Source organism: Hoylesella loescheii DSM 19665 = JCM 12249 = ATCC 15930 (genome assembly GCF_000378085.1).
Taxonomy (GTDB): domain Bacteria; phylum Bacteroidota; class Bacteroidia; order Bacteroidales; family Bacteroidaceae; genus Prevotella; species Prevotella loescheii.
Genome location: NZ_KB899227.1, coordinates 1,522 through 27,253, shown reverse-complemented (window position 1 = coordinate 27,253; position 25,732 = coordinate 1,522). Strand labels below are relative to the sequence as shown.

The following is a 25,732-nucleotide window of genomic DNA, read 5'->3' as shown; positions in this document are numbered from 1 at the left end:
CCCATAACGCATCATGACACTTACAATCACATCGTTGGCCCAGATACACAACGTGGCCAAACAATTTATCGACAATATAGGCACGGGCAAGGTATTCGCCTTTTATGGTAAGATGGGCTCGGGCAAAACAACTTTCATCAAAGCCATCTGCGAAGAGCTAGGCGTTACAGACGTTATCACTTCGCCCACCTTCGCCATCGTGAACGAATATCACAGCGAACAGACACCCAAACCCATCTTCCACTTCGATTTCTACCGCATTAAAAAGCTCGAAGAGGTGTACGACATGGGTTACGAAGACTACTTTTATAGCGGTTCTCTCTGCTTCTTAGAATGGCCCGAACTCATCGAAGAAATTTTGCCAGCAGATGTCGTAAAGGTGAAAATAGAAGAACAAGCTGACGGAAGCAGAACGGTGATGTTTTAAATCACGCGCGGTTGAAGGTGCTATGCATAGAGAACCAAGACATGGGTATGGTGTTTCACGTCCTATAAAGACCAATTCTTATAACACTCTCTCCTCATTCTCTGCGCATAGTGCCTTCCTCCACGCCTTTATCTAATAGCCACCACTACACGTTTTCTGCACCTCTGCACAACAATCTTTCTTTTTTAAAAAGACTATGCACTGCTAATCATTTTCTACCAATCCACATTATTCTGTCTCAAACACTAACAAATAAAAGAGAAAAACCATGAACAAACTAACACACATTGCATTAATCGCGACCTCTCTACTTGTCGCTAGCTGTAACTTCAGCTCTAAAAAAGAGCCTGAAAGAAAGAATACGCCTATTAAAGTGAAGATATATGCAACAGAGGAATTGAAAGAATGCCGCGACATACCCATGCGTCACGATGCCAGTTACGACGACCAAACCCCATTCTACAATTCACAAAGATCATATTATCAACTTTCTGATAAAGAAATTGCCACAATAAAGGCAATCATTATGGACACAACAAAGTGGGAAAAAGCAAACCCAACGACTTCGTCACCTAACATAGAGCTATATTATAGGCAATATCTAGCCTACAAAAAAGATAGAGACGTCTATGTCTTAGTTAACCTATTTAAATACAACTACATCATTTACCCTAACGATGGCACACTTAGTGCGATATGCCCACCGAAAGCAATAACCATTATTTCTCTTGCTAAAGATAAGAGCAGAAAAAGAAACGACAATATAACAGTTCTTCTAAATCTTTCCACAAAGCAGATCGTAAAGATCAGTTACGTTTAGAAACAAAGCCGACAATATCCCTAAAAGGGGTCAAAGCACCATTACCTGAATATGTTCCACAGTTTTTACTTCATCCCAAATAAAGTTATGAAGTTTATTGTTTCATTGCTATTCACATTCAACGTTGCCTTATGCCATGCTCAAAAAAGTTCACAGCCTTTGCGTGCAAGCGATTACACCTATGTTGAGTTCACAACAAATTTAGACGGAAAACAATACCCACTCGTTTTCGCTGCAGCCACAGAACAAGACACTATCACCGTAAACCTTACCAATATACAGTTGTTTATTAATAGTGTTTACGCCTCATGTCCATACATTCCGATAACAAACAATGCATACGAAAAATGTTATGGGCTGGCATTCGGACACAGTGAAGACACATTCAGCGACTGCCAAGCATTTATAAACGAATTCAATATGGCATTTAAACAGCTTGAACAAAAAGGATACATTACGCTCTTTACGGGAGAAAAGATACATTATGCATGCTTTAGGATACGTGGGGCATTTTTAGAAACAGATAAAGAAACATTTTGGAAGGAAACCTTAAGCTCCATTGGCATATCCGATTCGTCATCAATACATAAAATAATCGTACCCATCGCTATATCAAATTATAAAAAGAGACGTGTATTTTTCATACAATAAGCGCAAAACCATTCAAGCTTCAACAGTGGGATACCATACATCTGCTTAGCATTGGAAAAACACTCTCTGCCAACTGCCATTGGCATAAATGTAGCTACGCTTTAAGAATACACCCGAACTTAGAAGTTCAAAAACATAACATCCATTCAAAAAGTAGAGGGGTTGCCATGTAGGCAGCCCCTCTTTCAGTCCCTTTTATAGTGCAGTATGAAAGCATATAGCAAACATGTGCACTTTTTGTTCGTTGCAAAGGTAGTTCATTTTTCTACGATATGCAAGCCTTTAACCATATATTTTTAGATTTCCTCAATCTTAAATCCCGAATTAGCAAGGATAACATCTTTCACTTCTTGATACTTCACCCTCTTAAAGGCATCTAAAAGTTTTTCTTTCATTCTCAAAACTCTATTGTTTGAAACTCTCCCCAATAGGTATCTAAATACTTGATAAGCACCAAAAAGCGTTGTTTTCTTGTTCCCCATATCGCCAGCAGGCCCCTTACTTATTGCTTCGCGAAGTTTCATGTCAAAGAGAACTTTCCCATGAGCGCAGTAATTTCTCAACCTTCTAACCGTATTGATATAGTTAGAGAATTGCTTAGGAGATTGTATTCCATAAGTAGAAGCGATATCATGTTTTAGTTTCCCGTCCTTTAAATTCTCATATAAAGATATGACTGAGCCAAAAGTGAAATGCTCTAAGGTTTTCCATGCTGGTGCATATTTCCTATTATAGCATTTCGCATCCCACTTAATAGCAGGTTCTTTGTTTGCTTCAGCAATCGCGTTTTTAAATAATGGACTCTCAATAAAATCCTTTTTGACGTATTGGGGGTTTATGTACCAGCATGGATCGTCTTTATACCTGTTGGATGCGATATAAATTAATTGTGTCCGGAAATTTATTTCAATCCTGCTTATGTAACGAAGAAAGATATTTCTTAAATCGAAATCGAAGTAATATAGTTGTATGGCATATTCGAACTTCGTACCTTGTTTAAATTTATGTGTACGATTACTCTTCCTAGGATAGCTCTTTTCGAATGGAAACCAATAGAATCCTAACCTATAATAACCAATATCCAAAAGGTTTTCTTTGGCTTTTTTCTCGTCGCTAATGTCCATGTAGCGTTCCCTAAGCTTTTTGATTTGTTCGTCGATTGTCGTTGCTAACTTTTGTGTTCCCATTAAATTCTACTTTTATCATGCAAAGTTAAAGACTTTATTTGATACAATTGCCCTTAACAACACTGAATGTTTGATTTTCTAACCCAAACGCCACATCCGCTTTTTAGTAGGTGTGGCGTTTGGGTTTTTACGTATTTAAGTTATGTGCTTTATTCTTTTTTGCGTCTGAGTTTTTATCATAACACACACCAACCATAAGCTTATGAGTTTATAAAAAAGGGGGAAAGTCTTAACAGACGAGAACTTATAACCAGATAAATTCAAGCAGACTAAGGAACTCACCTCATTTATACAGCACATTATGCAAATAGCTAACACGACTGATATGCAGGCCCACATCGGATATTCCAGGCAGCATATCGCGTTTCATGTCGTGGTAGATGCTCACCACTAGGCTATCACCTTCGCGCAAATCGGGTTTGGCTATGGGATAACTATATTGGTAATAGCTGATGCCACGCGAGAGGCGGGTGCCATCGGGCTTACTAAACGTGCAATTGATGGTGTCTGTCAGTTCCTTATTACCTGGCACTATGCGTTGCTTTACGATGAGCGTGGCAGCCGTAAAGGGATAAGCGCCTGTGATGCGCACGTCTAGTTGCTGGGCGAAGACACCTCCCTGATGAAGCGGTGGAACGTAAAACTTCAGGGTGTCGTTCTTCTCCCATCCGCTCACCGATGTATGACTGTATCGGTGGAAGACGGTATCCATGGTGCATGCGCTAACCAAGGCAGCTACAAGAGCCACCAATGCGCCTTTCACTAAACGCTTCATGGGCTTGTTATTCTTGTTTTTGCGGTTGGGCGTTTGCCGTGGGAGGGGTGGGCCTACGTTGGTTGTCGCGACGATGTCGGTTGCCGTTGTTGTCCTGCTTTCCCTCTTGCGAACGCGCCTGTTGTGGTCTTGGACGGCGCCTTTCAGGCTGTTGGTCGCGCTGGCGTTGCTGCTCCTTGCGTTGTGGAGCACCATTCTGGGGTGCAGAGCCATCGCGCTTATCGCCCTTGGGTTTGCCGTTCGACTGGCGTTTAGGCCGCTTCGACTTGTCAAATCGACTAAGGTCGGCATTAGCCAAAAGGTCGACAGGCTTGTCAACGTGCTGTTTGTGGTGTTCCTCTACAAGCGAATCGGGCTTCTCGCCACGACGATTCATCTCGATAATGGCCCTTGCACGTTCGGCCGTAATAGTCTCTAGGTTCACGGCGAGGTTCTTATCTGTAGAGTAAGTCACTGTTCCCGCCAATATGTCGGTTTTGAAAATGAAGTATTCGGCATCGCCCGTGTGCAACGAAACCTCTTTGCTGGGCATGCGCTTGGCAGCCTCCACATAATTGTCTACCTCGTAATTGAGACAGCATTTCAGCTTCCCGCACATGCCCGCAAGCTTTTGCGGATTGAGCGAAATGTCTTGAAAGCGAGCGGCATTAGTGTTAACCGAAACAAAATTCTTATTCCACGTAGCGCAACACAGCTCTCTTCCACAGGGTCCCGTTCCACCGATGCGCCCCGCTTCTTGACGTGCGCCAATCTGTTTCATCTCTATACGCACGTGGAAAGTGTCTGCAAGCACCTTAATAAGCTGTCTGAAGTCTACCCTTTCATCTGCAATGTAGTAGAATATAGCCTTATTTCCATCGCCTTGATACTCTACATCGCCGATTTTCATCTTCAAACCCAGGTCTTTAGCAATCTGCCGGCTCTGTATCATCGTGTCGTTCTCACGACTTTTAGCCTCTTGATATTTGTCGAGATCTACGGGCTTGGCCAATCGATAGACACGTTTGATGTCGTCGGCCGACTTTAAATTGGCTTTCTTTATCTGCAAAGCCACGAGCCTACCCGTAAGTGTAACCACGCCAATGTCGTGCCCAGGACTTGCTTCCACCGCTACGGTGTCGCCTTTTGTTAGCTGCAAGTTGTTCACGTTGTGGTAATATCCCTTGCGAGTATTCTTAAATTGCACCTCAACAAGGTCGGTTTTGTCGGGGTCGTTAACCACGTCGGCCAGCCAGTCAAAGGTATTTAGTTGGTGGTCCGACTTGCAACAGCCGCCGCAGCAAAGGCCATGATCGCAGCCTGTGGCCACCTTGAATTTCATATTTTTGTAATCCATTTGTTCGTTTTTGTTTATATGTTGACGGCAGGATGTACGCCCTTGGCGTGCGAAATCGTGCCGGAGAGTGCAATTAGTTTTAACTCGAACCATGCCTTTTGCCCAATGAAGCAGCCGGGCGACAAGCTGAACGAGTGGCGATTGAACCGCCTTTTATGCCTTCTTGATGTAGAGAATCATGTTGATGGCATAGTCGAAGAACACCACTTTGGCGTTAGCGTTCTGCGAGATGTCGCGAATGCAACGGTCGATAAGTTCGGAAATCTCCACGATGTTCTGTTCGTTCACGAAGCGTGCGAAGTTTCTTGCGAAGTCTTCCTCTTCTCGCGACATGTACACAAGATCGGCAATGCCGAAATTGAACATGAAGTTTTCGCGCATCAGACGTGCAAAGTAAGTCAGCATACGCTTTTGTTTCTCGCGCCCGTAGGCTGCCACGGCATCGCTCCAACGGCGCAGCTCACGTATATTTCGTTGGTAGGCCAAGCGCATGAGCATGATAAACATGTCCAGGAACTGCTTGTTCTCATTGTCGACGCTAAGCTCGGCCAGCGCATTAGTCCAACTTCCATTGGCCAATCGGGCCACACGGCGGGCATCTTCGGGCATGATGTTGCGCTTTTGGATAAGTGCCTGCTGCATGTCGGCCACCGTAATGGGGGCCAAATCAATGCGTTGGGTGCGACTCTTAATGGTTTCGAGCAGTAGTTCGGGCTCTTGACACACCATGATAAACAGCGTTTGAGCAGGCGGTTCTTCAAGAAGCTTCAGCAACTTGTTGGCACATTCCTGGTTCATACGTTCGGCTAGCCACACCACTGCCACCTTATAGCCACCTTGACTCGACTTCATTCCGAGACGTTTCATCAGCAAGTCGCTCTCGCCAACACCCATTTGGGCCTGTTGATTGGCAGCATCCATTTGGTCGAGCCAAAGATCCATCGAGGGATAGAGCGTCTTTTGCAACATCTCGCGCCACTGTGGGGCGAAGTCGTCGCTGTTCATCTTATGCTCGCTGGATGTTCCAGCAGGGCGAATAACAGGGTAAGAGAAGTGCAGGTCGGGGTGTTCGAAGCGGCGCATCATGGCACACGAAGCACATTCGCCGCAAGGGGCGTCGCCTTCAGCATGGCGTTCGCAGAGCAGGTACGAAGCGAAAGCCAAACCCAAAGCCATTTTTCCGCTGCCAGAAGGGCCACAGAGCATCAGCGCATGGGGCAAACGGTTATGCTGCACCATGCTTACGAGTCGACGTTTAACATCGTCTTGGCCTATCACGTCGTTCCAGTTCATAACAGTTTTTTAGCCACTTCGCAAATTGAATCGACCGCCGAAACGGTGTAAAAATGAATGCTAGGCACGCCATGCGCATAAAGTTCGCGACACTGCTGCGTAGCCCATTCCACGCCTAAGGCCTTTGCATCGTCGTCGGTTTTACACTTAACGATTTCATGGGCCAATGCTGTGGGCAGGTCGCAATGGAACGTTCGCGGTATAACCGACAGCTGCCCCAACTTGGCAAACGGCTTTATGCCTGGCACGATGGGGATTGTCACCCCCCTTTGGCGTGCCTTTGCCACAAAGTCGAAGAACTTTTGGTTATCGTAAAACAACTGCGTTACGGCGTATTTTGCACCAAGCTGCTGCTTAAGAAACAAGTAATCGATATCCATATCGAGGTTTGGCGCTTCCTCGTGTTTCTCGGGATAGCACGCCACACCATATTCGAAGCTCTCGCCAGGATGCTTCATAGGCGTTCCGTCGGCAAAAAAGCCCTCGTTAAAGCGGTTCACCTGCTCAATAAGGTCGGTTGTGTGAGCGTGTCCGTTAGGTGTTGGGGTGAACATTCGCTCATCGTGCGCCTTATCGCCACGTAGCAACAACAGGTTCTGAATGCCCAAAAACTGCAAGTCGAGCAGTTCGTATTCGGTGCTTTCTACCGTTGCGCCACTGCAAATAATGTGTGGAATAACAGGTATGCCATAACGTTGCTGTATGGCCGCAGCAATGGCTATGGTGCCAGGACGTCTGCGAATGCGGTCGCGTTCGTACTGTCCGTTGTCCAATTGGCGGTAAACGAACTCGCTGTTATGGGTGGTAATGTTGATGTAATTTGGGTCAAACTCGCGCAAGCGATCGATGGTACGAAACAATTGTGCCGTGCCATTGCCTTTGAGTGGTGGCAGCACCTCGAACGAAAGGGCCTTGGCTGCTGCCTTTTTATTTAGGAAATCACTTACTTTCATCTTCATCTAGCGTTTGGGCTATGCCGTGCAAACCCCACATTTCCCTTACTTTGGTGACGCCTGCATGTAGCGTTTGACGCCATAGGGATAGATAACCAATGCACCCAACTACCTCCACCACACGTTTGTGTTTGCGAATTCAGCCTTGGTTTATGCCTAGTTGTTGTCTGTCGATGCACTAAGCGCTTGTTCTCAAATTGCCGAGTGCAGGACAGCTTATGCAAAGCTGCCACCAACGAGCGCAATGAGAACTTGTTCTCGAATTGCCGAGTGCAGGACAGCTTATGCAAAGTTACAACATTTTTTTCGCTTTTTCGTGTTACATTTTGTCTTTGTTGTTTTTTAGCACTGTATGCTTTCGTTTTTTGCTTCTTAAAGCGATTCACAGACTACAACATGACAGCGTTTTGTGTGCAATAAGACACTGGCGAACTTCTCTTGTATTTCGTAGTTTCGAACAATGGCTGAAGTCGGTTTATTTGCCATTTCATAGCCAAGCGAACTTACTTCTACCAAGCAACAACATTTATTGACAAACGCCCAAGATATATGTTTGCAGAAGGTGTTTTTTATGAGATTGCGTTATGTATGGCATATTTTTAACGGCAAGACACAAGCCTTTTGCAAACAACTGACAATCAATGGAACTTTGTTTTTATAGCATCCGTCTTGTACCAACTAAGATGGAACCGTGTTCCATGTGACATGGAATAGGAGAACAGATAAGCTGGAACAGGAGTACAGATAAGATGGAATGGCATTCCATATTAGCGATAACAAAATCACTAGCAAAAAACAGCAAAACGAGAACGTAGCTGACTAATTTTCAGAGCTATGTTTCCGTTTGGCGTATATTGAAAAACGGAGACCTATTTTTCCTCCGTAAAGTCTACGTATTCACCCTCGTTTCGTTCGAAAATCTTTTGGTTCATACGCTCGGAGGTGCGACTGTCGATAATTACCTCACCATCTTTGCCTGCACGTTGAGAAGCTTTTGAAGTGGACGAAGAGGTGGTTGAGGTGTTGAATTGGCGGAAGGTTTGGCGTACAAACTTAACGATACGCCTAAACATCATCAAAAAAGATATCAGCACAACAACAAGCACCGATAGCAATAGCAGACCTATCGACTTAAAGAAAAACTCCATTGCTATTGTTTTTTAGTGGCGTTGACATAGACCGAAAGTAACACATACCACGCAATGATAATGGCAAAGGCCAGCCCTTTAAAGATGATGAGCAGGGGTATGCAGCTAAGTACGAAGACGTATCTCACCTCGTTGTCTTTCCATCCCCAGTTTTTAAATTTGAGTGCAAACATAGGCAGTTCGGCCACAAGCAACCAACAGCTGAGCAACATCAAGGCAATGAGAGCCAACGGAGCCCAATTTACAGTTTCCATCTGCCTGTCGAGTCCCAACAAAAGCGACCCCCAAAACAAGGCATTGGCAGGTGTTGGCAGTCCGATAAACGATGTTGTCTGCCGTTCGTCGAGGTTAAACTTGGCCAAACGGAGGGCAGAAAAGGCCGTCATCAGAAAAGCCGCGAAAGGCAAAAAAACCGCAATCTGGCACCGACAGACGCTTCCGAAGGGGTATTCTAAGACTGCAAGTTGATGAAAAAGCATCGCCGAAGGGGCTAAGCCAAAGGTGATGACATCGGCAAGCGAGTCGAGTTCTTTGCCAATGGGCGAAGAAATATGAAGCAAACGCGCCGTCATACCATCGAAAAAGTCGAACACGGCCCCGATAACAATAAAGAGTAAGGCGAGCCACAAGTCGCCATAAATGGCCATAACGGTGGCGACACAACCCGAAATGAGGTTGCAACAGGTTATGATATTGGGTATGTGTCGGGTGATTTTGTTCGCCATTTTCAGTGTCCCCTATTATTTAAGCTTGGCCAAAACGGTTTGGTCGCCAGTGGTAAGTTGCCCCATCTTTACGCAAATTTCAGTGCCCAAGGGGAGGAACACGTCAACGCGCGACCCCAATTTGATAAAGCCAAGGTGTTCGTCGATAAAGCAATCTTCGTCTGGTTTTGCGTAGGTAACGATGCGTCGAGCCATTGCACCAGCAATCTGACGGCAGAGAATGTCCACTCCGTCGGGCGTAGTTATCACGACGTCGGCATGTTCGTTCTCCTCGCTGGCTTTGGGAAGCCACGCCTTATGGAAGTTACCATCCTTGTGTTCTACCTTTTTCACCTTGCCATCAACGGGAAACCAGTTGGCGTGAACGTTGAAAAGGCTCATGAAGATAGACACCATGATGCGGCGATCATGAAAGTAAGTATTCTCGTCAACTTCTTCTATCACCACGATTTTACCATCGGCAGGTGCAACCACAACCTTTTCCGTATCGCCGTTGAACAGGCGTATGGGGCAGCGGAAGAAGTTGATGATAATGCCGTATGCAATACCGTATACCACCAAGAATGTCCAAAACGGCACTTTACATTCGAAAAATACCCATAAAAGAGGCGCTACGATGGCAAGTACGATGAACCCAAGCACCAGAGTTTCAGTGCCTTCGCGGTGTATTCTAATCTTCTTCAGTTTCTTTATTTTATTAACCATTGGCGGTAGTTGCTGTTTAATGTGGATGCAAAGATAATGATTTTTAACGCATTAGACAAGTTCGTGTAACGTTTTCTTCACACTTTGGGCGAGAAATAGGCAAATTTAACGAGAAAGGGCGTGCGTTTTATGGGATTTTTGGAACAACAATGTGCATGGTTATAAAAATACAAATACACGCAACCAAACGCCAACACTACCATAGGTAGCTTATAAAGGCACAGCAAAACTGCGGTTGAACATCCTACCACATAATAAGAACCATGCGCCCCAATGCAAGACAGCCTTACACGGAAGCGCATGGTTTTAGGGCGTTAGCCTACATGTTCTCACATTGTTCGTCGCCATGTACGGGAATCTTGGCATCTTTATCGGTTTTCTCGGCCTTATATCCGAACTTCTCGAATGCCTTTTGAAGCTTCTCCTCAGTTGTTTTCTTAGGGTCGTAAGACACATAAACTTTCTGCGCCTCTATGTCGGTTTTGATGTCTTTCACCCCTTTTTCAAAACGAAGGTTGCCTTTTATTTTGGCCTCGCAACTTTCGCAATGCATCTGCGGAGTGGTGGTAAACACTACGGTTTTAATGTCTTTGGCTGCTGCAATCATGGCTACCATGAAAAGCAGCATTGAAATAATTGACTTTTTCATATACTTGTTTTTTGTGGGGAAATGCCTGCAACAATGTTGCGACACACTTTCCCCGAGTTGTTGTTTTGTTCTTTTTGTAAATCACGAGATTGTTAAGGACAGTTCTAAAAGACAGCGTGGATTTTTTAGAACCAGCCATAAAGCAACTAGAGTCGTTTACCAAGGTTGACCCGAACACCTATATAAGCCATCGCACCTTGAACAGGTCCGTACACCATTGTTGGTTCAAAGCTGTTTTCCCAGGGGTTGTTATAGCCGATAATGGGGTTCTTCTGCTTGTAGTTGGTGAGGTTTTCGCCGCCAACATATACGGAGAAATGGCGAAAATAGCGCGTAACCTGCGCGTTTAGTTGGCCATAAGCTTTGAAATTGGGCTGCCATGAGAGGTCGCCAGATGGCGTTGTGTAAGGCTGTGGCATTCTGCCACCACCATTCAACACGGCTGTTGCGTCAAACTGCCATAGCCCTAGCGGTGTCTTATAGCTGGCAGTGACGAGTGCCTTATAACGACCTTGCAGCGGTTTCGACAACAGTTGTCCGCCGTAAGTGGTTTTAACGAGGTTGTAACGATAGGCTGCCGTAAGCTCAAGACTATTGAAGAACAGGTACGAAGCATCTACTTGGAAGGTGTGCGAATAGCTTTTGCCATCCAGGTTGGTGATGTGCAGCTCTTGCGGATTGGTATCGTAGTCTATGATTGCCTGCGAGAGGAAGTGCGTGTAATAATAGTCGGCGTTCAGTTTAAGTGCTTGCTTACCCACAGGGATAACAAAGCTTAAGCTACTTCCATAGTTCCAAGCGGCTTCTTGCTTCAAGTTGTCGATGATAAGGCGGCGTCCGGAGGCCATCAGATAGTTGTTTTCTGCCAGCGCGTGCGCACTGCGGTAGCCCTTTCCAGCAGAGATCCGGACGGTAAGGATTTGGGCGGGCATCCATTTAAGATGGAAGCGCGGAGTGAGGAATGTGCCATATACGTTGCTATGGTCTACGCGCAAGCCGGCCATGGCGACGAGATGGTCGCGCAGGTTGTAGGTGTATTGCACGTATGCACCAGGTGTGGTTTCGCTTTCTATGCCCCGTTCAAGCGGATACAGATTGCCATAATCTGAGGGTATCGCACCCGATGGGAGCGACAAACGCTGGTGCAGATAGTCGTGACTAAAGCTTAGTCCGGCAGAAAGGTTGTGTTCGGGCGTGAAATTGGTTTCGAAAACAAGCGAGGCATAGGCGTTTTTCTCGTTCACATCATATTGCTTGATGCCATAAAGCGCATCTTGCTTATGCAAAGAAACGTTTCCCAGCAGGGCAATGTTTGTGCCATGCGCGGCATTAAGGATAAAGGCATGTTTCATATAGCCCTCGTATCGTTCGGTGCCGATGTTGATTCGGTAAGGCGTTGTGCCGCCAAACATCGAGAGAGCCTTGTCTACTTGCCCGTTTGTGCGGTCTTCTTTCAGTAACAACAAGCCGCCATGGAACACGTAGTTGCCCGTTTTCCACAGCCAACGGTTTTGCAAGTTGAATTGTTTAACCTGCGGATCGTCTTGAAATCCGTCGCCATTACCATCGTGATGGTTCCAATTGTTTTCGAAGTGCGCAAGTATTTCAGTGCTTAAATCCTTTCCCTTGATGTGAATGTTGCCGTCGGCGTTTGCTTCAAACTTACCCATCGTGCTGCCATAGAGGTTTAACGACAGTCCTTCTTCGTCTTCCGGCTTTACGTATTCCACGTTTATTTGTCCGGTCATGGCTTCGTATCCGTTCTTCACCGACGAGTTTCCCTTGCTCACCTGCATGCTCTTCATCCAGTTTCCGGGTACATATCCTAGGCCATAAGGCAGTGCCGCGCCGCGGAAGTTGGGTAAGTTCTCGGTTAGCATTTGCACATAAGTGCCGCTCAACCCCAGCAACTTTACTTGCTTGGCGCCGGTGGTGGCATCAGAGTAGTTTACATCCACCGAGGGGTTTGTCACAAAACTTTCGCCTAGGTTGCAGCATGCAGCCTTAAACAGTTCGTCGCGCGAGATGTCTTTGCCGTTAAGCGCGCCTTTTAGGGGGCGCATTGTTGCCTTGCGGCTTGTGATGGTTACGCTCGATAAGGTGTGTTCTTTCATCGTTGCAGCAGAGTCGGATGCGGCTTGCTGAGCGGCCACAGGCATAACAAACATAAGCGTTATGCCTGCTGAAAATATGATTTTACTCATTTCTTTTGTCTTTTGTTGTTTCTGGTGTTTATGATACCACGAACCCAGGGTGCGTAGTTGGTGGGCTGTTGAGCCTTTCCGCCCCTCTAAAAGCCTAAACAAATGGTTGGTTAAGGGTGGGTAATGGTTGCGGAATGGGGTAAGGCTCTAAGCCCACGAGCTAAGCAACTCATGGCGTTAAGCGAGAACTTGGCATCAAAAAAAGTTGGTAATTGGTGCAATTGTCCCCTTTGTCGTGCCTGCGTAAAGGGCGCAATTAGCCTTTCATTGCCTGTCTGTCAAGCAATGGGAAACAACAAAATCAAATCAAAAGTGACGTAAGCAGCCGAAGATATTGCCGCGACGAACCATGCAAAGGCGGGTGCGACATTCTCCAAGTGGCCCTTGCATGAACAGGCAAAGGCAATAATTCATAATTCGTTATCAGCTGCGGAAGCAGAGAAAGCAACACGGGCTGCAAATGATGAAAGCCTGTTGGCGCCGTGTCTGTTGGCGACAGGGTTTTCATTTGCAGCTTCATGCAATGGTTGGCATCGGCATCGTTGCAGTGCCTTTTTGAGGTTTGATGGGCAACAGACACAAGACCGGTATGCTCGCACACCACGGTCATGATGCCCGAACCTATCCACACAATCATTAAGGAGAGTATGGCGGAGAGTATTATGTTTGTTGATTTCCTCATAATTCGAATGGCAAAGTTAAGCAATAATATCGTAACGGCGCAAGCAATTGCACTTTTTTTTTGGCTTTTCTGCCTTTATACAATGCTCGCGTAGAGTCAACCAGCAAGTGCAAATTTATTATATTCTTTTGTAGACTTCGGATTTTGGTGTTTGAAAATTGAGTTTTTGTCTTGGCCTTCTGTTTATTTTCTTCTGTATCATTGCAATTCTTTTGTCTGTGAAATCATCGAAGTTGGCTTGCTTTGGTATATACTGCCTAATGAGCTTGTTTGTATTTTCAACCGCTCCTTTCTGCCATGAGGCATAAGGGTCGGCAAAGTACACGACGTACTTCAACCCATCGGTATTACCGATGTTGAAAAGATATTCACAACCGTTATACAGCAGTGGAGCCCAAATGAAAAAACCGATGGCTCGCAAAACGCCACTGGGACAGGATCCTATAGTAAAACTATAGCCAACCATTTATCTTTGTTCATTTCCCCTAATTTAATAAATAAGCAGCAAAAACAATACTCAGACCCTTCTTAGCAAATTTATCTCCTGCCGATTACAATGTCATTTCTTCCCGAATAACCTCACCAGTTCGTCTTCGTCAATGATACGTGTAAGATACTCCGTTACGAACAGGCGATTCGCCTCAGCAGTGACGTCATCTTGAACATCGAAGTAAGGGATTGACTTTGTAGAACGGTCGTAGGGGGTATTGTCCTTCTTAACTTGGCGTTCAACAGTTCCCGAAACAAACTTATACCAGAATACAGGGACAGGATTATCTTTCGTTCCGTATTTAAGATCATTTAACTGAGTCTTATTCACATGAACCATAAAGACATTGTCGGGATTGAAGTATGACCTTATTCTTCCTGCCCCCAAGTCGCCTCCTCGCTTCTCCTTATCAAAGAAATCGACGCCCTCAAACATATAAAATGAAACATACCTTTTTAGGGAGTAATCATAAAAGCTTCTTGTGTAGCAACATTTCTTGTGTCTATATCTGTCACTATAAATATTAAATTTAAACCATGTCTGATCATAACTTTGAGGAATACTGATGGAAATAATCTTGGAATCCTTTATATAAGTATCTACATACTTTAACCCGTCGGTGTTACCGGTGTTGAAAAGATATTCACAGGCATTATACAGCAGTGGGGCCAAAATGAAAAAACCGATGGCTCTCCAAATACCACCAGAATAAGACGCCATAAATAATAATTTATCTTTATTCATTTGTCACTAATTTAATGAACAGGCCGCAGAAACGTCACTCCAATTGTTACAATGCCCTTGTTGTTTGTTTTATCTTCTTGATAATTTATCGTACAGACATAACTGCAGCAAAGCTGCTAAACATCCAAGCTATGATACTATTCTATAGTTCCAAGCCATAGTTTTTTCTTCTCTTCTAGCGATTTTTCTAACAATACAGCTGTAACGTATTTCAAATAATCTTCAATGCCGGGGCTATTATCAATCATTTGGGCAACGATCTTATTCCTCGGTTGAACTTCTTGCTGCTTCCCTCGCTCGATAAACCTCCACGTCGAAATCGTATTCTTGATAGAGGCTGTCGCTCATTTCAATAAAGCCCGGCAGGTTGAAGTAATTGTGTGCATCAAGGTACTTCCTGAATTTTTCGTTGTAGTACAGTTCAATGGCGTATGATGAGCAGAGCCTGTAATCGTACTTCTTAATGAGTTTAATCAGGTAGTAGCCTATGTAAGCCGCAATCTTGTACCGCTCTTCCATTGTATATTTTCTTATCCAAGATGGCGTATCAGCACTTTTCTTTTCCATAATCTGCCTTCCGTAAGTATTAAGCGCGAAGATCCACTTTTTATCCTTATCATTCACTGGGGAGTCCAAAAGTGTCTTTAACAGCCCCTCACGAATGTCTATATAGGGCTTTTTTGCATATATTTTCCTGACGAATATATTTTCTACACACGATACGTCCTGCTGTTTCAGGTCTACTTCCTGTAGCGTCTCGTCCAGCACAAACTTATTGACGTACGTGTTCTTATCGTAACCGAACGTCATTACCATGTCTTTCAAGAATAGCGGGCTGTTATGCCGCAACCAAGTCAGGCTGGACTTGCTTCCGTTAAGTAAGAAGAGGTTGATGTGTACGATATTGTCTTTGAGCCTAAAATATAGTTTTTCCTTATTCCGTTTGATAAATCTGATAAGCATAGGAGCATACACTATGAAGTTATACCCCTTGATGACGCAATAGTTCATGTTGCCATGTTTAACATAGTCCTCATCCTCCTTACTCATCCCACCTTCTGCAAGATCGTCATGCCAACCTTCCACGCAACTTGGTATGGTGAAATAATGCTTGTGCTCGTAAACGGCAGGCAAGCGTTTCCTTTGTTCAGGAGCTATTCGCAGTTGGTTTAACTTCTGCTCAAACTGTTGCGCTGATATGGGCTTAAAGCCCCGTTTAAGCAGGTCGTTAAAGGCGTAAGGAATGAAAATGTCCATCCTTCTTTCGTCAATGCGATCCTCTTCGTAGTCTCCACTTTCTGAGTTGTCTTCCGCTTCCTCTACAACTCTTTTATATTCTCCGAATAGCGAATCCATCCCTACGGAGTCGAAGGGCAGTATCAGGTCTTGTGGGATGTTCAGCTGTTGCCTAATACCCAAGGCCAAGACTTCTTGCTTGTTTGTTAGCTTCTCGTTCATTTGGTTTCTCTGGGTTGGGTTGTTCTTGCAGCTTGCAAAAACGAACAATATTGATAGTGTAAGAAACAATGCCTTCATACTCACTTCGCTTTTAATTGTCCCATCATTGAAGTATTGCTAATTCCCAATACTATGGCCTAGAGCTACGGAACTTACTTCCTTATTTGATGAATTTTCACGTTGAAGTCGTACTCTTGATAGATACTGTCGCTCATTTCTACAAAACCCGGCAGGTTGAAGTAATGGTGTGAATCTAGGTATTTCCTGAATTCATCGTTGTAGTAAAGCACGTGCCCATAAAAGGTTGGCGCGTTTTGGTTGTACTTAAAGTATTCCTTATGTAAGTAGTATCCTAAATAAGCCACAATCTTGAAACGTTCTATTTTTGTAAAATTACTTATCCAATACGGATAATTCTCTGTTTTATCACTTGTCAAGCAGTCGATATAAGAATCAAGAATAGTTAACCATTGAAGGTTTCTTTCATCTGCAGGTTGTCGCAGTATTGTTTTAAGTAATCCTTCTCGGATCTCCACATAAGGTTTCTTGGCATATATTTTACGAACAAATATATTCATCAATCCAGATACGTCCGTTACATTAGCATAACTTCTTAGTACTTCATCTAAAACCAACCTATTGATAACCTCATTAGTATCATACCCATAAGAAATCAGAAGGTCCTTAAGAGCCATTGGACTATTATGTAGTAGCCATGTAAGGCTAGCTTTATTATTGTTAAATAAGAACTTGTTAAGATGAATGACATCGTCGTCTAAACGGAAAAACATTTTCTTGTCTTCTCCTTTTATAAAGGTTTCTAATGAAGGGGCGGGTAAGAGGAAATTGTATCCTTTTACAAAAACATTGTTGATGGAAGCATATCTGACGTACTCTTCTTCCTTACGATCAATTCCGCCTTTTGCGATATCATCCTGCCAGCCATGTATATTGCTTGGTGAAGTAAAGTAATGTTTATATTCGTAAATGTAAGGTAAGCTTTTCCTACGCAAAGAATCTAAGCCCAAAACACTTAATTTACTAACATATTGGCTTGCAGAAATAGGAACAAATCCTTTTTTCACTAAATCGTTAAAAGCAAAGGGTATAAGAATGTCTAAGTACTTCTCGTCTATGCGGAGTTCAATTTCTTCCTCATCTTCTTCACCATCCTCATTAGGAGAGGCAAGATTGTTTAAACGCTGGTACTTTTGCATTAACGAGTCCATTCCAAGTGAATCCATCGGTAGAACCATGTCATTGGAAATGTTCAGTTGTTGGCGCAAAGCTTGAGAAAGCACAAAATTCTTTTTCATTTTACTTTCTTTTGTTTTATTATATACTCCTTTTCTATGCATTTGGCAACCTATAATTAGAAGTATTAAGATGTATAGAAATCTAATTTTGATCATATCCTGTATCTTAGAATTGTTAAAAATGACCTCTTTTCATTCGAGAGGTTTGCATTTCCCAATCTTTTGGCCCAAGCTTATCCCGCATCTTATGACGCAAATAAAGTCCAGGGTTAACTCGGTTAGCTAGCCCATCTCCAAATGTATTTGCAGATTTTATTTCAAAATGCAAATGAGGTCCGCACGTACCACCATCGATGCCCGTTATACCAGATAGGCCTATTATGTCCCCAGCATTTACGTATTGCCCTTCCTTTACTGAAATCTTGCTCATATGATAATATACAAAGTAAATTTTCTTTGAGTTTGGATTAAATCCTTTCCCTTCCAAATATTCTTGTGGATCAATCTTTATATAATCCTTACGTCTTCTCTTGCGGAAAATATCTAATTGTTTCTCCCCAGACACTTCTATAACAACAAACCAAATCTTCTTTACATTCTTGCATCTGGTACTAACAACTTTACCTGACAAACAAGCGTAGAGAGTAGTACCTTCAAGGGCAAATAAATCTATACCTTGATGCGCCCTATGCCTCGTCATGCCAAAGACCTGATTGGCAGGTTTATCATTTCCATTTTGGGTGTAAACTGCTATTATGCCGAACAGACACTTGCACGATATCAATCAAGAGGGAAGACATGACGTCATTGCCACGGCGTAAGTATAACCCCTGCCTCATATATTTAAGGTACGCGCGCACGCGAGAGAGAATTGGAAACAAGATATGACAAAAACAACTGCAAAGACAAGGCGAAGCGACACAGAACCATACAACTTTGCGAAAAACAAGGTTAAGAAACGAGTCGAAATGCTTTATTGCGTTCGCGACTTATTGCAACGTTTTTTCTCCTTTTGTACCATACCTACATACATCATTATTGTGCTTCTTTAATATAGGGTCTATTACTAAGACATAACCTTTTCAACTTCAGCAGCAAACTCTCTTACAGCTTTAAGTATTACATGAGCATAAAGAGCATACCGTTTTTCTACATGGTGCGCAGTCTTTCCGTTAGTGTCTTTTCATTCCAGATAAATGAATTTGGGCTTCGCCACTCTATCGTAACCGTCCCTTTGAGTATCATTGGAATAATTGTGCTTCTTTTACTCTCCCTTGCCATTAAAGTTGCCAAGATTTTTATTTTATCTTTCTACATTCGATTTTTACATTTTCCTTTCCTTCTGAATTGCTGACAAATGGACTTTCCAAATAATACTTTCCTCCCCTATAATATAAATTCACTATGGGTGAAATGCTTCTGTCAATATCCGGTATCGGTTCAACTTCCGACAATGATTTAGCAAAATCAAAGGAAAGTTTGTCTTCCGTTTCAGTTTTTACACTGCATTGGACTTCGAAGACTGTCATTTGCCCATTACCACTAAATATACACCGGTCAGCTGTGATGCTCAATGTATATTCTACAAAAGGCGCAGGGGCAACAGTCGTATCCGAAATGAAATACTCATAATCACCAAACCATCTGGGATTTTGGACTTGTTTTATATTTTCTTTGTCTTTCGTATATATATTAAAGTAGTTAGATATAAAATCGGTGTTTGGATCTTGCATCACGATATACCTTTTGTTGTTCTTGTATAAAATGACACTTGTCCATATTGCTTTTGCGATGGATGTATCAACTATATTGACATCACAATCTTTAAACCGTATAACTTTTATCATTGTATCGGCGTAAATGATGGGTATATTGTTTTCTTCTAAGAATGTTTTTCATCTGGAATTTATCTTCAGCAATACCATCTGATGCTACATAAAACTCTTCCTTTGTCTTATATGCTTTCTTTATATCATTTAATTCTGCCAAACTTAACTTGAAAAATATTGCACACCTTTCTTTATCTATAAACAACGTGTCTTTTCGGCAGGTAACATTCATTCCCAGCGCCTTTCGCCTTGCAGTACAACAAATACAGCTTACTGCGATGATTCCGAGGAGTATTATCTTTTTCATAATGAAGTAGTATTGACTTTTAAATCTTTGGGATACTAGGAAGTCAAAATGACTTCAACTCACATTTCTTCAAAACTTGCCGCTCGTTTACAGAATTATTCATCAGTTTGATTATGCTCTAATGTTGCGATAGAGCTACTTTCTCTTTCATGCGCCTTTTGTATAATATTCTCATAACCTTTAAGACCCATATAGTTGTTTTGCTTGATATAAGCGACGAAGTCTTTGTTGTAATAAACAAAGTGGTCAAAAGCACCAGTATTACATGAATTTGCACAACACTTATCATACATCAGTCCATAATAATATCCTACATAAGCACCAATTTCAAATCTTTCTTCTCGGGTGAACCCTTCAAAGTTTGGAATGCGTCCTATTTCGAGGAGTGACGATAGATAATCGTCTAGCATGCAAAAATATAAATTCTTCTCATTTGCATGAGTGGACATATATTGCAGTAACCCCTGATGTATTAATAGTCTCCCCGATTTGTTACGAGATGCAAACACATTTTTGTAGCCATTGCCAGATGGAGGAAACCCATTCTTTACGTCTATCTGGTCAAGCACCATTTTGTTGATTTCATCTGATTTATCATAACCATAATCGACAAAAAGGTATGTTAGAAAACTTGGATTGTTTGCTTTTAACCAAACAAATGCGGCTTTACTATCATAGAATATAAACAGATTTTGATAAAGTATGCTCTTATCCAACCGATATGAAAGCTTGTCTACCTTGATGTTGTTCAAATCACAATCTTCAAGGTTAAAGCCATCAATTTGAACCGCTTGATCGATGGTTGGATGATAAACGATATAGTTATAATTGGGGACAAATATTTGCAAATCCCAAAAGTCATCAGCCTCATCTACTTCGGGACTCATTAGTTTCTTTTGTGCATCTCTATCGTTTATAGCCTCACTTTTACACACATATCTGTGAATACCGTATCTATGCAACAAACAATTTTTCTCGGTTATATCGACATTAAAATATTTTCTGATGGCTGCGGCAGCCTTTTGGTTTGTTACAGGTTTGTAGCCTGCTTTACTTAAAGCCTCATGCAACAATTCGATGGCTATATCAGTATATCTTTCTTGTTGTTCTGTAGGCATAACAGCAATGCCGTCCAAACCGACATCACACCAGCTTGCATAATACTGCCGAATTTCTTTCTCTTTCATATCGATTAGTTCAAATCTACTTGTGTCAATACCTGTTTTGGACATAGGTTTACTCCTATGGCCTTTGCAACTCGTACTAACCATGAGTATAAGTATTACTCTAAAAAGCACCTTAATAAACATCATACAATTATTTTCCTTTAAAATCTTTTAATTTTCCACGTTGTTTTCTTTTCTCTTGTATCAGTTTTTCTTCTGATTCCATCTCACCATCTGGTCTATAATAAACATAATATGCAGGATTACACCTATATCTTAATTTTGCTCCTCTTGCTTTAGACCTTATTTCGAAATGCAAATGAGGTCCACAAGTTCCTCCAACGATGCCTGATATTCCTGATAATCCTAAAACATCTCCACACTTTACTTGCTGATTTACATTTACATATATTTTATTTAAATGATAGTAAACCATGTAAATCGTATCAGCATTAGGGTCAAAGCCCTCTCCTTGCTCTTTTTCACCAGGATAATAAGGCTTATAGGCTATTCTTCTTTTCCTGAATAATTCTAGCTGTTGTTTATTTGAAATTTTTACAACAATTGTTTGTCCCTGTCCTTCTATTGCATTTTTTACAATACTACTAATAACTCCGTCTAAACATGCATATACTTTTGTATTCTCTAGTGCAAACAAATCAACCCCTTGGTGTCTCCCATTTCTTGCACCAAACGTAGCATTAGCAGGTCGTTTATTGCCATTCTGTGTCCAAATTGTGATCTGTGGATTATCTACGGGGTCATGCCACCTTATTTCATTTGTGGTATTCTCTGTCGCATTCCTCTTCCATTGGCACTTGTTTGCCATGAAAGCAGAGAAAGCCTTGTTTGTAAATACATTTTGCTTTTCTTGATAGTTTGTTGTTTTCTCCCCTGCCTGATTCTTAGTTTCAACCTTTTTACCTACGATTTTAGATATCACTATGGAATTTAATTCTCCATTACATTTCTGATACATATTAACATTCTTCCACTTAAAAAAAGCCATCGAAGCAACTATCCCAATTTCAAGATTGGTTGCAACTTGATTGATATGGTCTTCATCACTTGTTAAGTCACATTTATAGCCTATTTTATTCAAAATACTTTCTATGTCTGTGTATGCCTTTCGTCCTGTAATTTGAATTACTCCCCGTCCACGAAAAGTCCACCCATCATCATCTCTTATGTTACCAAGTTCCTGTCCTTTAGGGCAATGCGGGCTATATGCATAATTTGCAATTTTCATCTGAGTGTTTCTTGAAACAGCTTTATAGCCTTTCTCTGTTCTGTCTTTTACCGAACGCCCCCACAATTTAGCTTTTTCTTTCCCTTCTTTTGATTTAAATGCAGCGAATGTTCCGATTAAAGCCTCCCAATAATAATTGAAACTTTCCCCATCCTTGATATCCAATTTTCCACCTGTCTCTACATATATTTGGGCAAAGAAGTGGGCTTTTATCCAGCATGTATCCATACCTAACTTACACATGTATTTTGTATATATTCTTGCGACGGTTTCCAATTTTGTTCTTTCTACTTTGAATATCTGTTGCAGGCGAACAAGTAGGTCTGCCCATTCTTCACGGCATCTTGGGCATCCGTCACCATCACCGTTCATGTTTTGCACCATCGTCTTGCTTTGTCCACCCTCAATCTCCTGCTTGGGCAAACACAACAGGAGTATTCCCTTATCTTTCCCCATTTGAAGCGTCTTACAAGTGTTCTTGCTGCTGTAGTTTTCATTGCCAAGCGGCGTGGCATTCATATCTTCCCTGAAGTAGCCACCGATTATGAGTATGTCGAACGTTTCCGAGTGCTTGCCTTGAAGCCACGATTGCTCCGTTACTATCTCCTGTATGCAAACGCCATCGTTGTCCACATCTCCCATTACCTTGAAGACATAGCCTGTTGCAGCAGAATTGTCGTCTGGCACAGTGCCATGACAGAACACGGATAGTGTAAGAAGACCATCTTCGAAGCCGCGAGTGATGACCTTCGCATAGACTGTTTGTCCACATTCCACAAACCCAGTCACCTCCTCATTGCAATCCTTATCACGATACAGCGTAGTGCTTACAATGTCTTTATTATCCGTATACTCTATCTCACTCTCCTCAGATCGCTTAAGTCCATATACCCATTCGCCAGAAGCAAGTTCCACACGTATCAGGACCTTCATGTCCCATGACCGTTCTTCATCCATTATCTGTTTTACCTGGCTGTCCGTCAACACGAGCTTCACCTTTGCCCTACCATCCTGCCCCATCGCAAGTGGCGTATAGTCGGTAAGGTATTGCTTGCCATTTCCGCTTATGAAATAGAACCGTGCCTTAACGGGAATGTCGCCCATACCCTTGAACTTCAGGTTGGCATAGACGGCGTATCGCTTTCCGACAAGGTGAACCGCCTCCCCATTGGCATTTTCCCATCCCAGTGACACGAAAGTAGGACATGACACATCGACAGTGACGTATCCGCCACCTTCCCTACTGCCACGTTCTTTCACGTATGCGAACACCTTGTACTCGCCCTCCTTCGCGAACAACTCCCTTGGCGGAGGAGCCGACAGGCCTGTGGCGACATCCTTGCCATTACACGTTACGTCCCATTTCACCACCACCGAGTCGTCTGCACCAGATGTCAGCGTATTCGTAAACACGAGCGGTCCATTGTCATGCGCTCTTGGCGAAACGTATGTCTTCCCATTTACCCGCACGGATGTAACAAAGGCCATAGAAACACGCTGTTCCACGGGTGCGTCATCCCTTTGAGGCTTTACGCTAGTCTTCCCCTTCATGTCCTCTTCCTTAAAGAGTGGGTTAGTATGTACTATCCGCCTGGCCTCGCCAACAGAACAGGGCGGCTTAACCACAACCTGTTGTCCAGAAGTGATGAACGAGACGGTTCCACCAAACGTGCATATACCCTGACTTTTCATCGTAAGGGGAGAAAGCGTGTTGCCAAAGAGGATTTTATCATAAAAATGCTTCCATTGAATCATGGCCATGCAGGGTGAATCGTTTCTTGCCTTGCAACTCCCGAAGTTCAGCGAGCGACCATCCTTGTCGCCGTTAGTGGCAATGAGCCTCGATGCATTATTGCAGTAAAACTTCTGCTGACTCGTCACCTTCAATGGGACCTGCACGCTCCCGTTGACGCATTGGCAGAGCGCTTGATCGCCAATAATCTCGATGCTCTCACCTACCAATTCCCTATTCTGGGTTTTCTTCTCTTTCCCATCAGTGTTCATGTGACTCTTTGAATTTAAGTTCTATCATTATCCTCCTGAATATTTTTCCCCGCACGCTTAGCGTGTATAGGCTTTCGATACTGTCGGGCAATAGGGAGAGGTTTTCACCTTTCCACACCGTATGCTGCTCGAAAATCACAGGTTGCCCACTTTCTTTCTTATAGTCGCTACGCAGCACGCCTGTGTTAGCGTATCCAGATTCTAGATTTGCTGTGCCTCCCATGGTTAACGTCTGCTTATCGCCTTTCTTTTCTAAAAAGCACTCCTGCCTTAATGTGATTGGGATTCCAAAACCATAATCAGTCCATTCCCTCGTCCCATAATCATCTGTGAACTCAATGTCAAATACATTACTCATAAACCACTCGGCAAAAATGAAATGCCTACAAATCGAAAGGCACAAACCGTCACTGTCACGTACACGCTTATCCATTGCCTGCAATTGTCCGTCTATCCAATCACCAGAATATTTTGACCGCATGGCTGGAAGCAGGTCTTCCCATTTCAGACGTATTGCATCATGCTCCAAAAGGCTACGGCATACCCTATTCCCGTTCAGTTTCAGGCAGAACGGATTCAAGGCTTCTCGCGCATCTTTGGCAAACGCATCCAGATTCGACCCTTCGTATTCATCTTCACCATCGACAAAGCTGCACACAGCCTTAGAAAGGCTACCCAACAAGCTGTAGTCGTGCTTAATGGAAACTGTACACGTAGCTCCATAAACTTCGCCCGCATCCATGGTTTCCCTTATCGTACCATAGATGTCATACGGTCTCACCAAGTTCAGACATGGGATATGCATTGTCAGAAAAGATTGATCTTGTCGGAACTTTTAATGTTAACTTTCTTCGGAGAGGACAGGTCCATGTCGTCTATCGTGCTGTCGATGCTAACCTTTTCCGCCGTTTCGGAAACGCTCGACGCTTGCATGCTGTGCGCATTGGTTATGCGGATATTGGAGTCGTTAGCAGATAAGGTATAGCTTTCAGATGCCATCTCTGTCAAGGAATGGTTAGCTTGCAATGTCATGTCTTCCCCTGAGATGCAGTTCACATTCTCTTCCGCGTTAACGTTGATGGATTCCCGTGCAAGAATGTTTGTATTCTTGCAGTTTACCGTAAATGTCTCGCCCACATTCAGTGTCAGGTCCTTCATCGCATTGACAACGATGCAGTCTTCCCCCGAATCAATGTGCATATAATTCCCTCTTATGTCTTTTATTGTAATGCCTAGAGATGAAGGAGAATCATCTAATTCTAAGGTGTGACCACTGCGCGTACTGATACTCTTGCAACAGTTGCCTTCTCCTCCGCCCTTACCGGTCCGTCCGTTGAAGAGGCTGCCCATCACGTACGGTCTGTTAGGGTCGCCATGCCGGAAACCCACAAGCACGTGGTCGCCAACCTCGGGGATGAACACGAAGCCGCGGTTCGTCGACACGTTCTCGCTGCCGCCGCCGTCGGGCGTCATCACGCGTATCCAACCCGTGCGCATGTTGCCCGTCTGCCAATTCATCTGGACCTGGACGCGACCCTTGCCGTCGGGGTCGGCGTTGCCGATGACCCTAGCCACCTGCGTCTCGGCAACCGAACGACCCACGTCGCGAACGGGAAGGCTACGGGCAACCGAAGGTATCGCACGGAAGCTGTTGCCGTAGAAGCGGTCGTCGCC

General features: G+C 43.4%; 24 protein-coding genes and 1 pseudogene. 3 read left to right on the top strand and 22 right to left on the bottom strand.

The window, feature by feature from the left end:
* The first annotated feature begins 13 nt into the window (after positions 1-13).
* From tsaE to F453_RS0112930, 3 genes are all read left to right on the top strand, one after another.
* Positions 14-427, top strand: coding sequence for a tRNA (adenosine(37)-N6)-threonylcarbamoyltransferase complex ATPase subunit type 1 TsaE (tsaE, locus tag F453_RS0112940; RefSeq protein WP_018968391.1), 414 nt, complete (start codon positions 14-16; stop codon positions 425-427).
* A 268-nt stretch (positions 428-695) separates the two neighbouring features.
* The gene (locus F453_RS0112935) at positions 696-1,247 is read left to right on the top strand and encodes a hypothetical protein (RefSeq protein ID WP_018968390.1); all 552 of its coding nucleotides are present in this window, start codon (positions 696-698) and stop codon (positions 1,245-1,247) included.
* Positions 1,248-1,334: 87 nt separating this feature from the next.
* The gene (locus F453_RS0112930; protein ID WP_018968389.1) at positions 1,335-1,898 is read left to right on the top strand and encodes a hypothetical protein; all 564 of its coding nucleotides are present in this window, start codon (positions 1,335-1,337) and stop codon (positions 1,896-1,898) included.
* Positions 1,899-2,194: 296 nt separating this feature from the next.
* Here F453_RS0112930 and F453_RS0112925 read toward each other — a convergent pair whose 3' ends face one another.
* From F453_RS0112925 to F453_RS0112795, 22 genes and pseudogenes are all read right to left on the bottom strand, one after another.
* Positions 2,195-3,085 carry an Abi family protein gene (locus F453_RS0112925; protein ID WP_018968388.1) on the bottom strand — a complete coding sequence of 297 codons (891 nt, stop codon included), beginning with the start codon at positions 3,083-3,085 and terminating at the stop codon, positions 2,195-2,197.
* A gap of 283 nt (positions 3,086-3,368) precedes the next feature.
* On the bottom strand, positions 3,369-3,860 hold the full coding sequence (locus tag F453_RS0112920; protein ID WP_018968387.1) for a gliding motility lipoprotein GldH: 492 nt from the start codon (positions 3,858-3,860) through the stop codon (positions 3,369-3,371).
* A gap of 7 nt (positions 3,861-3,867) precedes the next feature.
* The gene (locus F453_RS0112915; RefSeq protein WP_026292582.1) at positions 3,868-5,196 is read right to left on the bottom strand and encodes a PSP1 domain-containing protein; all 1,329 of its coding nucleotides are present in this window, start codon (positions 5,194-5,196) and stop codon (positions 3,868-3,870) included.
* Between the two features lie 153 nt (positions 5,197-5,349).
* The gene (locus tag F453_RS0112910; protein ID WP_018968385.1) at positions 5,350-6,489 is read right to left on the bottom strand and encodes a DNA polymerase III subunit; all 1,140 of its coding nucleotides are present in this window, start codon (positions 6,487-6,489) and stop codon (positions 5,350-5,352) included.
* On the bottom strand, positions 6,486-7,442 hold the full coding sequence (locus F453_RS0112905; protein ID WP_025790160.1) for a methylenetetrahydrofolate reductase: 957 nt from the start codon (positions 7,440-7,442) through the stop codon (positions 6,486-6,488). The genes F453_RS0112910 and F453_RS0112905 overlap by 4 nt, the downstream gene beginning before the upstream one ends.
* Positions 7,443-8,311: 869 nt before the next feature.
* Entirely contained in the window at positions 8,312-8,590 is a 279-nt protein-coding gene (locus tag F453_RS0112900) for a DUF4834 family protein (protein WP_009237469.1), read from the bottom strand.
* Between the two features lie 2 nt (positions 8,591-8,592).
* Positions 8,593-9,315, bottom strand: coding sequence for a CDP-diacylglycerol--serine O-phosphatidyltransferase (pssA, locus tag F453_RS0112895; RefSeq protein ID WP_018968383.1), 723 nt, complete (start codon positions 9,313-9,315; stop codon positions 8,593-8,595).
* 15 nt (positions 9,316-9,330) lie between these two features.
* Complete coding sequence (locus F453_RS0112890) at positions 9,331-10,020, bottom strand: phosphatidylserine decarboxylase family protein (RefSeq protein ID WP_018968382.1); 690 nt, start codon at positions 10,018-10,020, stop codon at positions 9,331-9,333.
* A gap of 319 nt (positions 10,021-10,339) precedes the next feature.
* Positions 10,340-10,669: a heavy-metal-associated domain-containing protein gene (locus tag F453_RS0112880; protein ID WP_009237473.1), complete on the bottom strand. Its 330-nt coding sequence runs from the start codon at positions 10,667-10,669 to the stop codon at positions 10,340-10,342.
* Between the two features lie 146 nt (positions 10,670-10,815).
* Entirely contained in the window at positions 10,816-12,873 is a 2,058-nt protein-coding gene (locus F453_RS0112875; protein ID WP_025790159.1) for a TonB-dependent receptor plug domain-containing protein, read from the bottom strand.
* A gap of 301 nt (positions 12,874-13,174) precedes the next feature.
* The gene (locus tag F453_RS0112870) at positions 13,175-13,555 is read right to left on the bottom strand and encodes a hypothetical protein (RefSeq protein WP_234398579.1); all 381 of its coding nucleotides are present in this window, start codon (positions 13,553-13,555) and stop codon (positions 13,175-13,177) included.
* A gap of 118 nt (positions 13,556-13,673) precedes the next feature.
* Positions 13,674-13,934 (bottom strand): annotated as a pseudogene (locus F453_RS15925) (IS30 family transposase); the annotation flags it as partial.
* Positions 13,935-14,114: 180 nt separating this feature from the next.
* A complete protein-coding gene (locus tag F453_RS0112850; protein WP_018968375.1) occupies positions 14,115-14,789 on the bottom strand; it encodes a DUF8188 family protein in 675 nt (224 codons plus the stop codon).
* 261 nt (positions 14,790-15,050) lie between these two features.
* Positions 15,051-16,247: a hypothetical protein gene (locus F453_RS0112840; RefSeq protein ID WP_018968374.1), complete on the bottom strand. Its 1,197-nt coding sequence runs from the start codon at positions 16,245-16,247 to the stop codon at positions 15,051-15,053.
* Positions 16,248-16,399: 152 nt separating this feature from the next.
* A complete protein-coding gene (locus tag F453_RS0112835; protein WP_033404337.1) occupies positions 16,400-17,563 on the bottom strand; it encodes a hypothetical protein in 1,164 nt (387 codons plus the stop codon).
* 115 nt (positions 17,564-17,678) lie between these two features.
* The gene (locus F453_RS0112830; protein ID WP_234398577.1) at positions 17,679-18,203 is read right to left on the bottom strand and encodes a M23 family metallopeptidase; all 525 of its coding nucleotides are present in this window, start codon (positions 18,201-18,203) and stop codon (positions 17,679-17,681) included.
* Positions 18,204-18,801: 598 nt separating this feature from the next.
* Entirely contained in the window at positions 18,802-19,350 is a 549-nt protein-coding gene (locus F453_RS14750; RefSeq protein ID WP_018968371.1) for a DUF5991 domain-containing protein, read from the bottom strand.
* Entirely contained in the window at positions 19,328-19,639 is a 312-nt protein-coding gene (locus tag F453_RS16375) for a hypothetical protein (RefSeq protein WP_018968370.1), read from the bottom strand. Before F453_RS16375 ends, F453_RS14750 begins: the two co-directional genes overlap by 23 nt.
* Positions 19,640-19,734: 95 nt before the next feature.
* Positions 19,735-20,826, bottom strand: coding sequence for a hypothetical protein (locus F453_RS0112815; RefSeq protein WP_234398576.1), 1,092 nt, complete (start codon positions 20,824-20,826; stop codon positions 19,735-19,737).
* A gap of 130 nt (positions 20,827-20,956) precedes the next feature.
* Positions 20,957-24,058 carry a peptidoglycan DD-metalloendopeptidase family protein gene (locus F453_RS15880; protein WP_018968368.1) on the bottom strand — a complete coding sequence of 1,034 codons (3,102 nt, stop codon included), beginning with the start codon at positions 24,056-24,058 and terminating at the stop codon, positions 20,957-20,959.
* The gene (locus F453_RS0112800; protein WP_018968367.1) at positions 24,048-24,863 is read right to left on the bottom strand and encodes a hypothetical protein; all 816 of its coding nucleotides are present in this window, start codon (positions 24,861-24,863) and stop codon (positions 24,048-24,050) included. The genes F453_RS15880 and F453_RS0112800 overlap by 11 nt, the downstream gene beginning before the upstream one ends.
* 2 nt (positions 24,864-24,865) lie before the next feature.
* The coding region (locus F453_RS0112795) for a phage baseplate assembly protein V (RefSeq protein ID WP_018968366.1) at positions 24,866-25,732 on the bottom strand (867 nt) is incomplete at its 5' end.

Coding starts and splice junctions, on each gene's coding strand:
- F453_RS0112905 (WP_025790160.1), bottom strand. CDS start 7,442: ATGAAAGTAAGTGATTTCCTAAATAAAAAGGCAGCAGCCAAGGCCCTT.
- F453_RS0112835 (WP_033404337.1), bottom strand. CDS start 17,563: ATGAAAAAGAATTTTGTGCTTTCTCAAGCTTTGCGCCAACAACTGAAC.
- F453_RS0112840 (WP_018968374.1), bottom strand. CDS start 16,247: ATGAACGAGAAGCTAACAAACAAGCAAGAAGTCTTGGCCTTGGGTATT.
- F453_RS0112850 (WP_018968375.1), bottom strand. CDS start 14,789: ATGAATAAAGATAAATTATTATTTATGGCGTCTTATTCTGGTGGTATT.
- F453_RS0112910 (WP_018968385.1), bottom strand. CDS start 6,489: ATGAACTGGAACGACGTGATAGGCCAAGACGATGTTAAACGTCGACTC.
- F453_RS0112930 (WP_018968389.1), top strand. CDS start 1,335: ATGAAGTTTATTGTTTCATTGCTATTCACATTCAACGTTGCCTTATGC.
- tsaE (WP_018968391.1), top strand. CDS start 14: ATGACACTTACAATCACATCGTTGGCCCAGATACACAACGTGGCCAAA.
- F453_RS0112935 (WP_018968390.1), top strand. CDS start 696: ATGAACAAACTAACACACATTGCATTAATCGCGACCTCTCTACTTGTC.
- F453_RS0112890 (WP_018968382.1), bottom strand. CDS start 10,020: ATGGTTAATAAAATAAAGAAACTGAAGAAGATTAGAATACACCGCGAA.
- F453_RS0112870 (WP_234398579.1), bottom strand. CDS start 13,555: ATGAGGAAATCAACAAACATAATACTCTCCGCCATACTCTCCTTAATG.
- F453_RS0112920 (WP_018968387.1), bottom strand. CDS start 3,860: ATGAAGCGTTTAGTGAAAGGCGCATTGGTGGCTCTTGTAGCTGCCTTG.
- pssA (WP_018968383.1), bottom strand. CDS start 9,315: ATGGCGAACAAAATCACCCGACACATACCCAATATCATAACCTGTTGC.
- F453_RS0112830 (WP_234398577.1), bottom strand. CDS start 18,203: ATGACGAGGCATAGGGCGCATCAAGGTATAGATTTATTTGCCCTTGAA.
- F453_RS0112800 (WP_018968367.1), bottom strand. CDS start 24,863: ATGCATATCCCATGTCTGAACTTGGTGAGACCGTATGACATCTATGGT.
- F453_RS0112925 (WP_018968388.1), bottom strand. CDS start 3,085: ATGGGAACACAAAAGTTAGCAACGACAATCGACGAACAAATCAAAAAG.
- F453_RS15880 (WP_018968368.1), bottom strand. CDS start 24,058: ATGAACACTGATGGGAAAGAGAAGAAAACCCAGAATAGGGAATTGGTA.
- F453_RS16375 (WP_018968370.1), bottom strand. CDS start 19,639: ATGAAAAAGATAATACTCCTCGGAATCATCGCAGTAAGCTGTATTTGT.
- F453_RS0112880 (WP_009237473.1), bottom strand. CDS start 10,669: ATGAAAAAGTCAATTATTTCAATGCTGCTTTTCATGGTAGCCATGATT.
- F453_RS14750 (WP_018968371.1), bottom strand. CDS start 19,350: ATGATAAAAGTTATACGGTTTAAAGATTGTGATGTCAATATAGTTGAT.
- F453_RS0112915 (WP_026292582.1), bottom strand. CDS start 5,196: ATGGATTACAAAAATATGAAATTCAAGGTGGCCACAGGCTGCGATCAT.
- F453_RS0112815 (WP_234398576.1), bottom strand. CDS start 20,826: ATGAAAGAGAAAGAAATTCGGCAGTATTATGCAAGCTGGTGTGATGTC.
- F453_RS0112875 (WP_025790159.1), bottom strand. CDS start 12,873: ATGAGTAAAATCATATTTTCAGCAGGCATAACGCTTATGTTTGTTATG.
- F453_RS0112900 (WP_009237469.1), bottom strand. CDS start 8,590: ATGGAGTTTTTCTTTAAGTCGATAGGTCTGCTATTGCTATCGGTGCTT.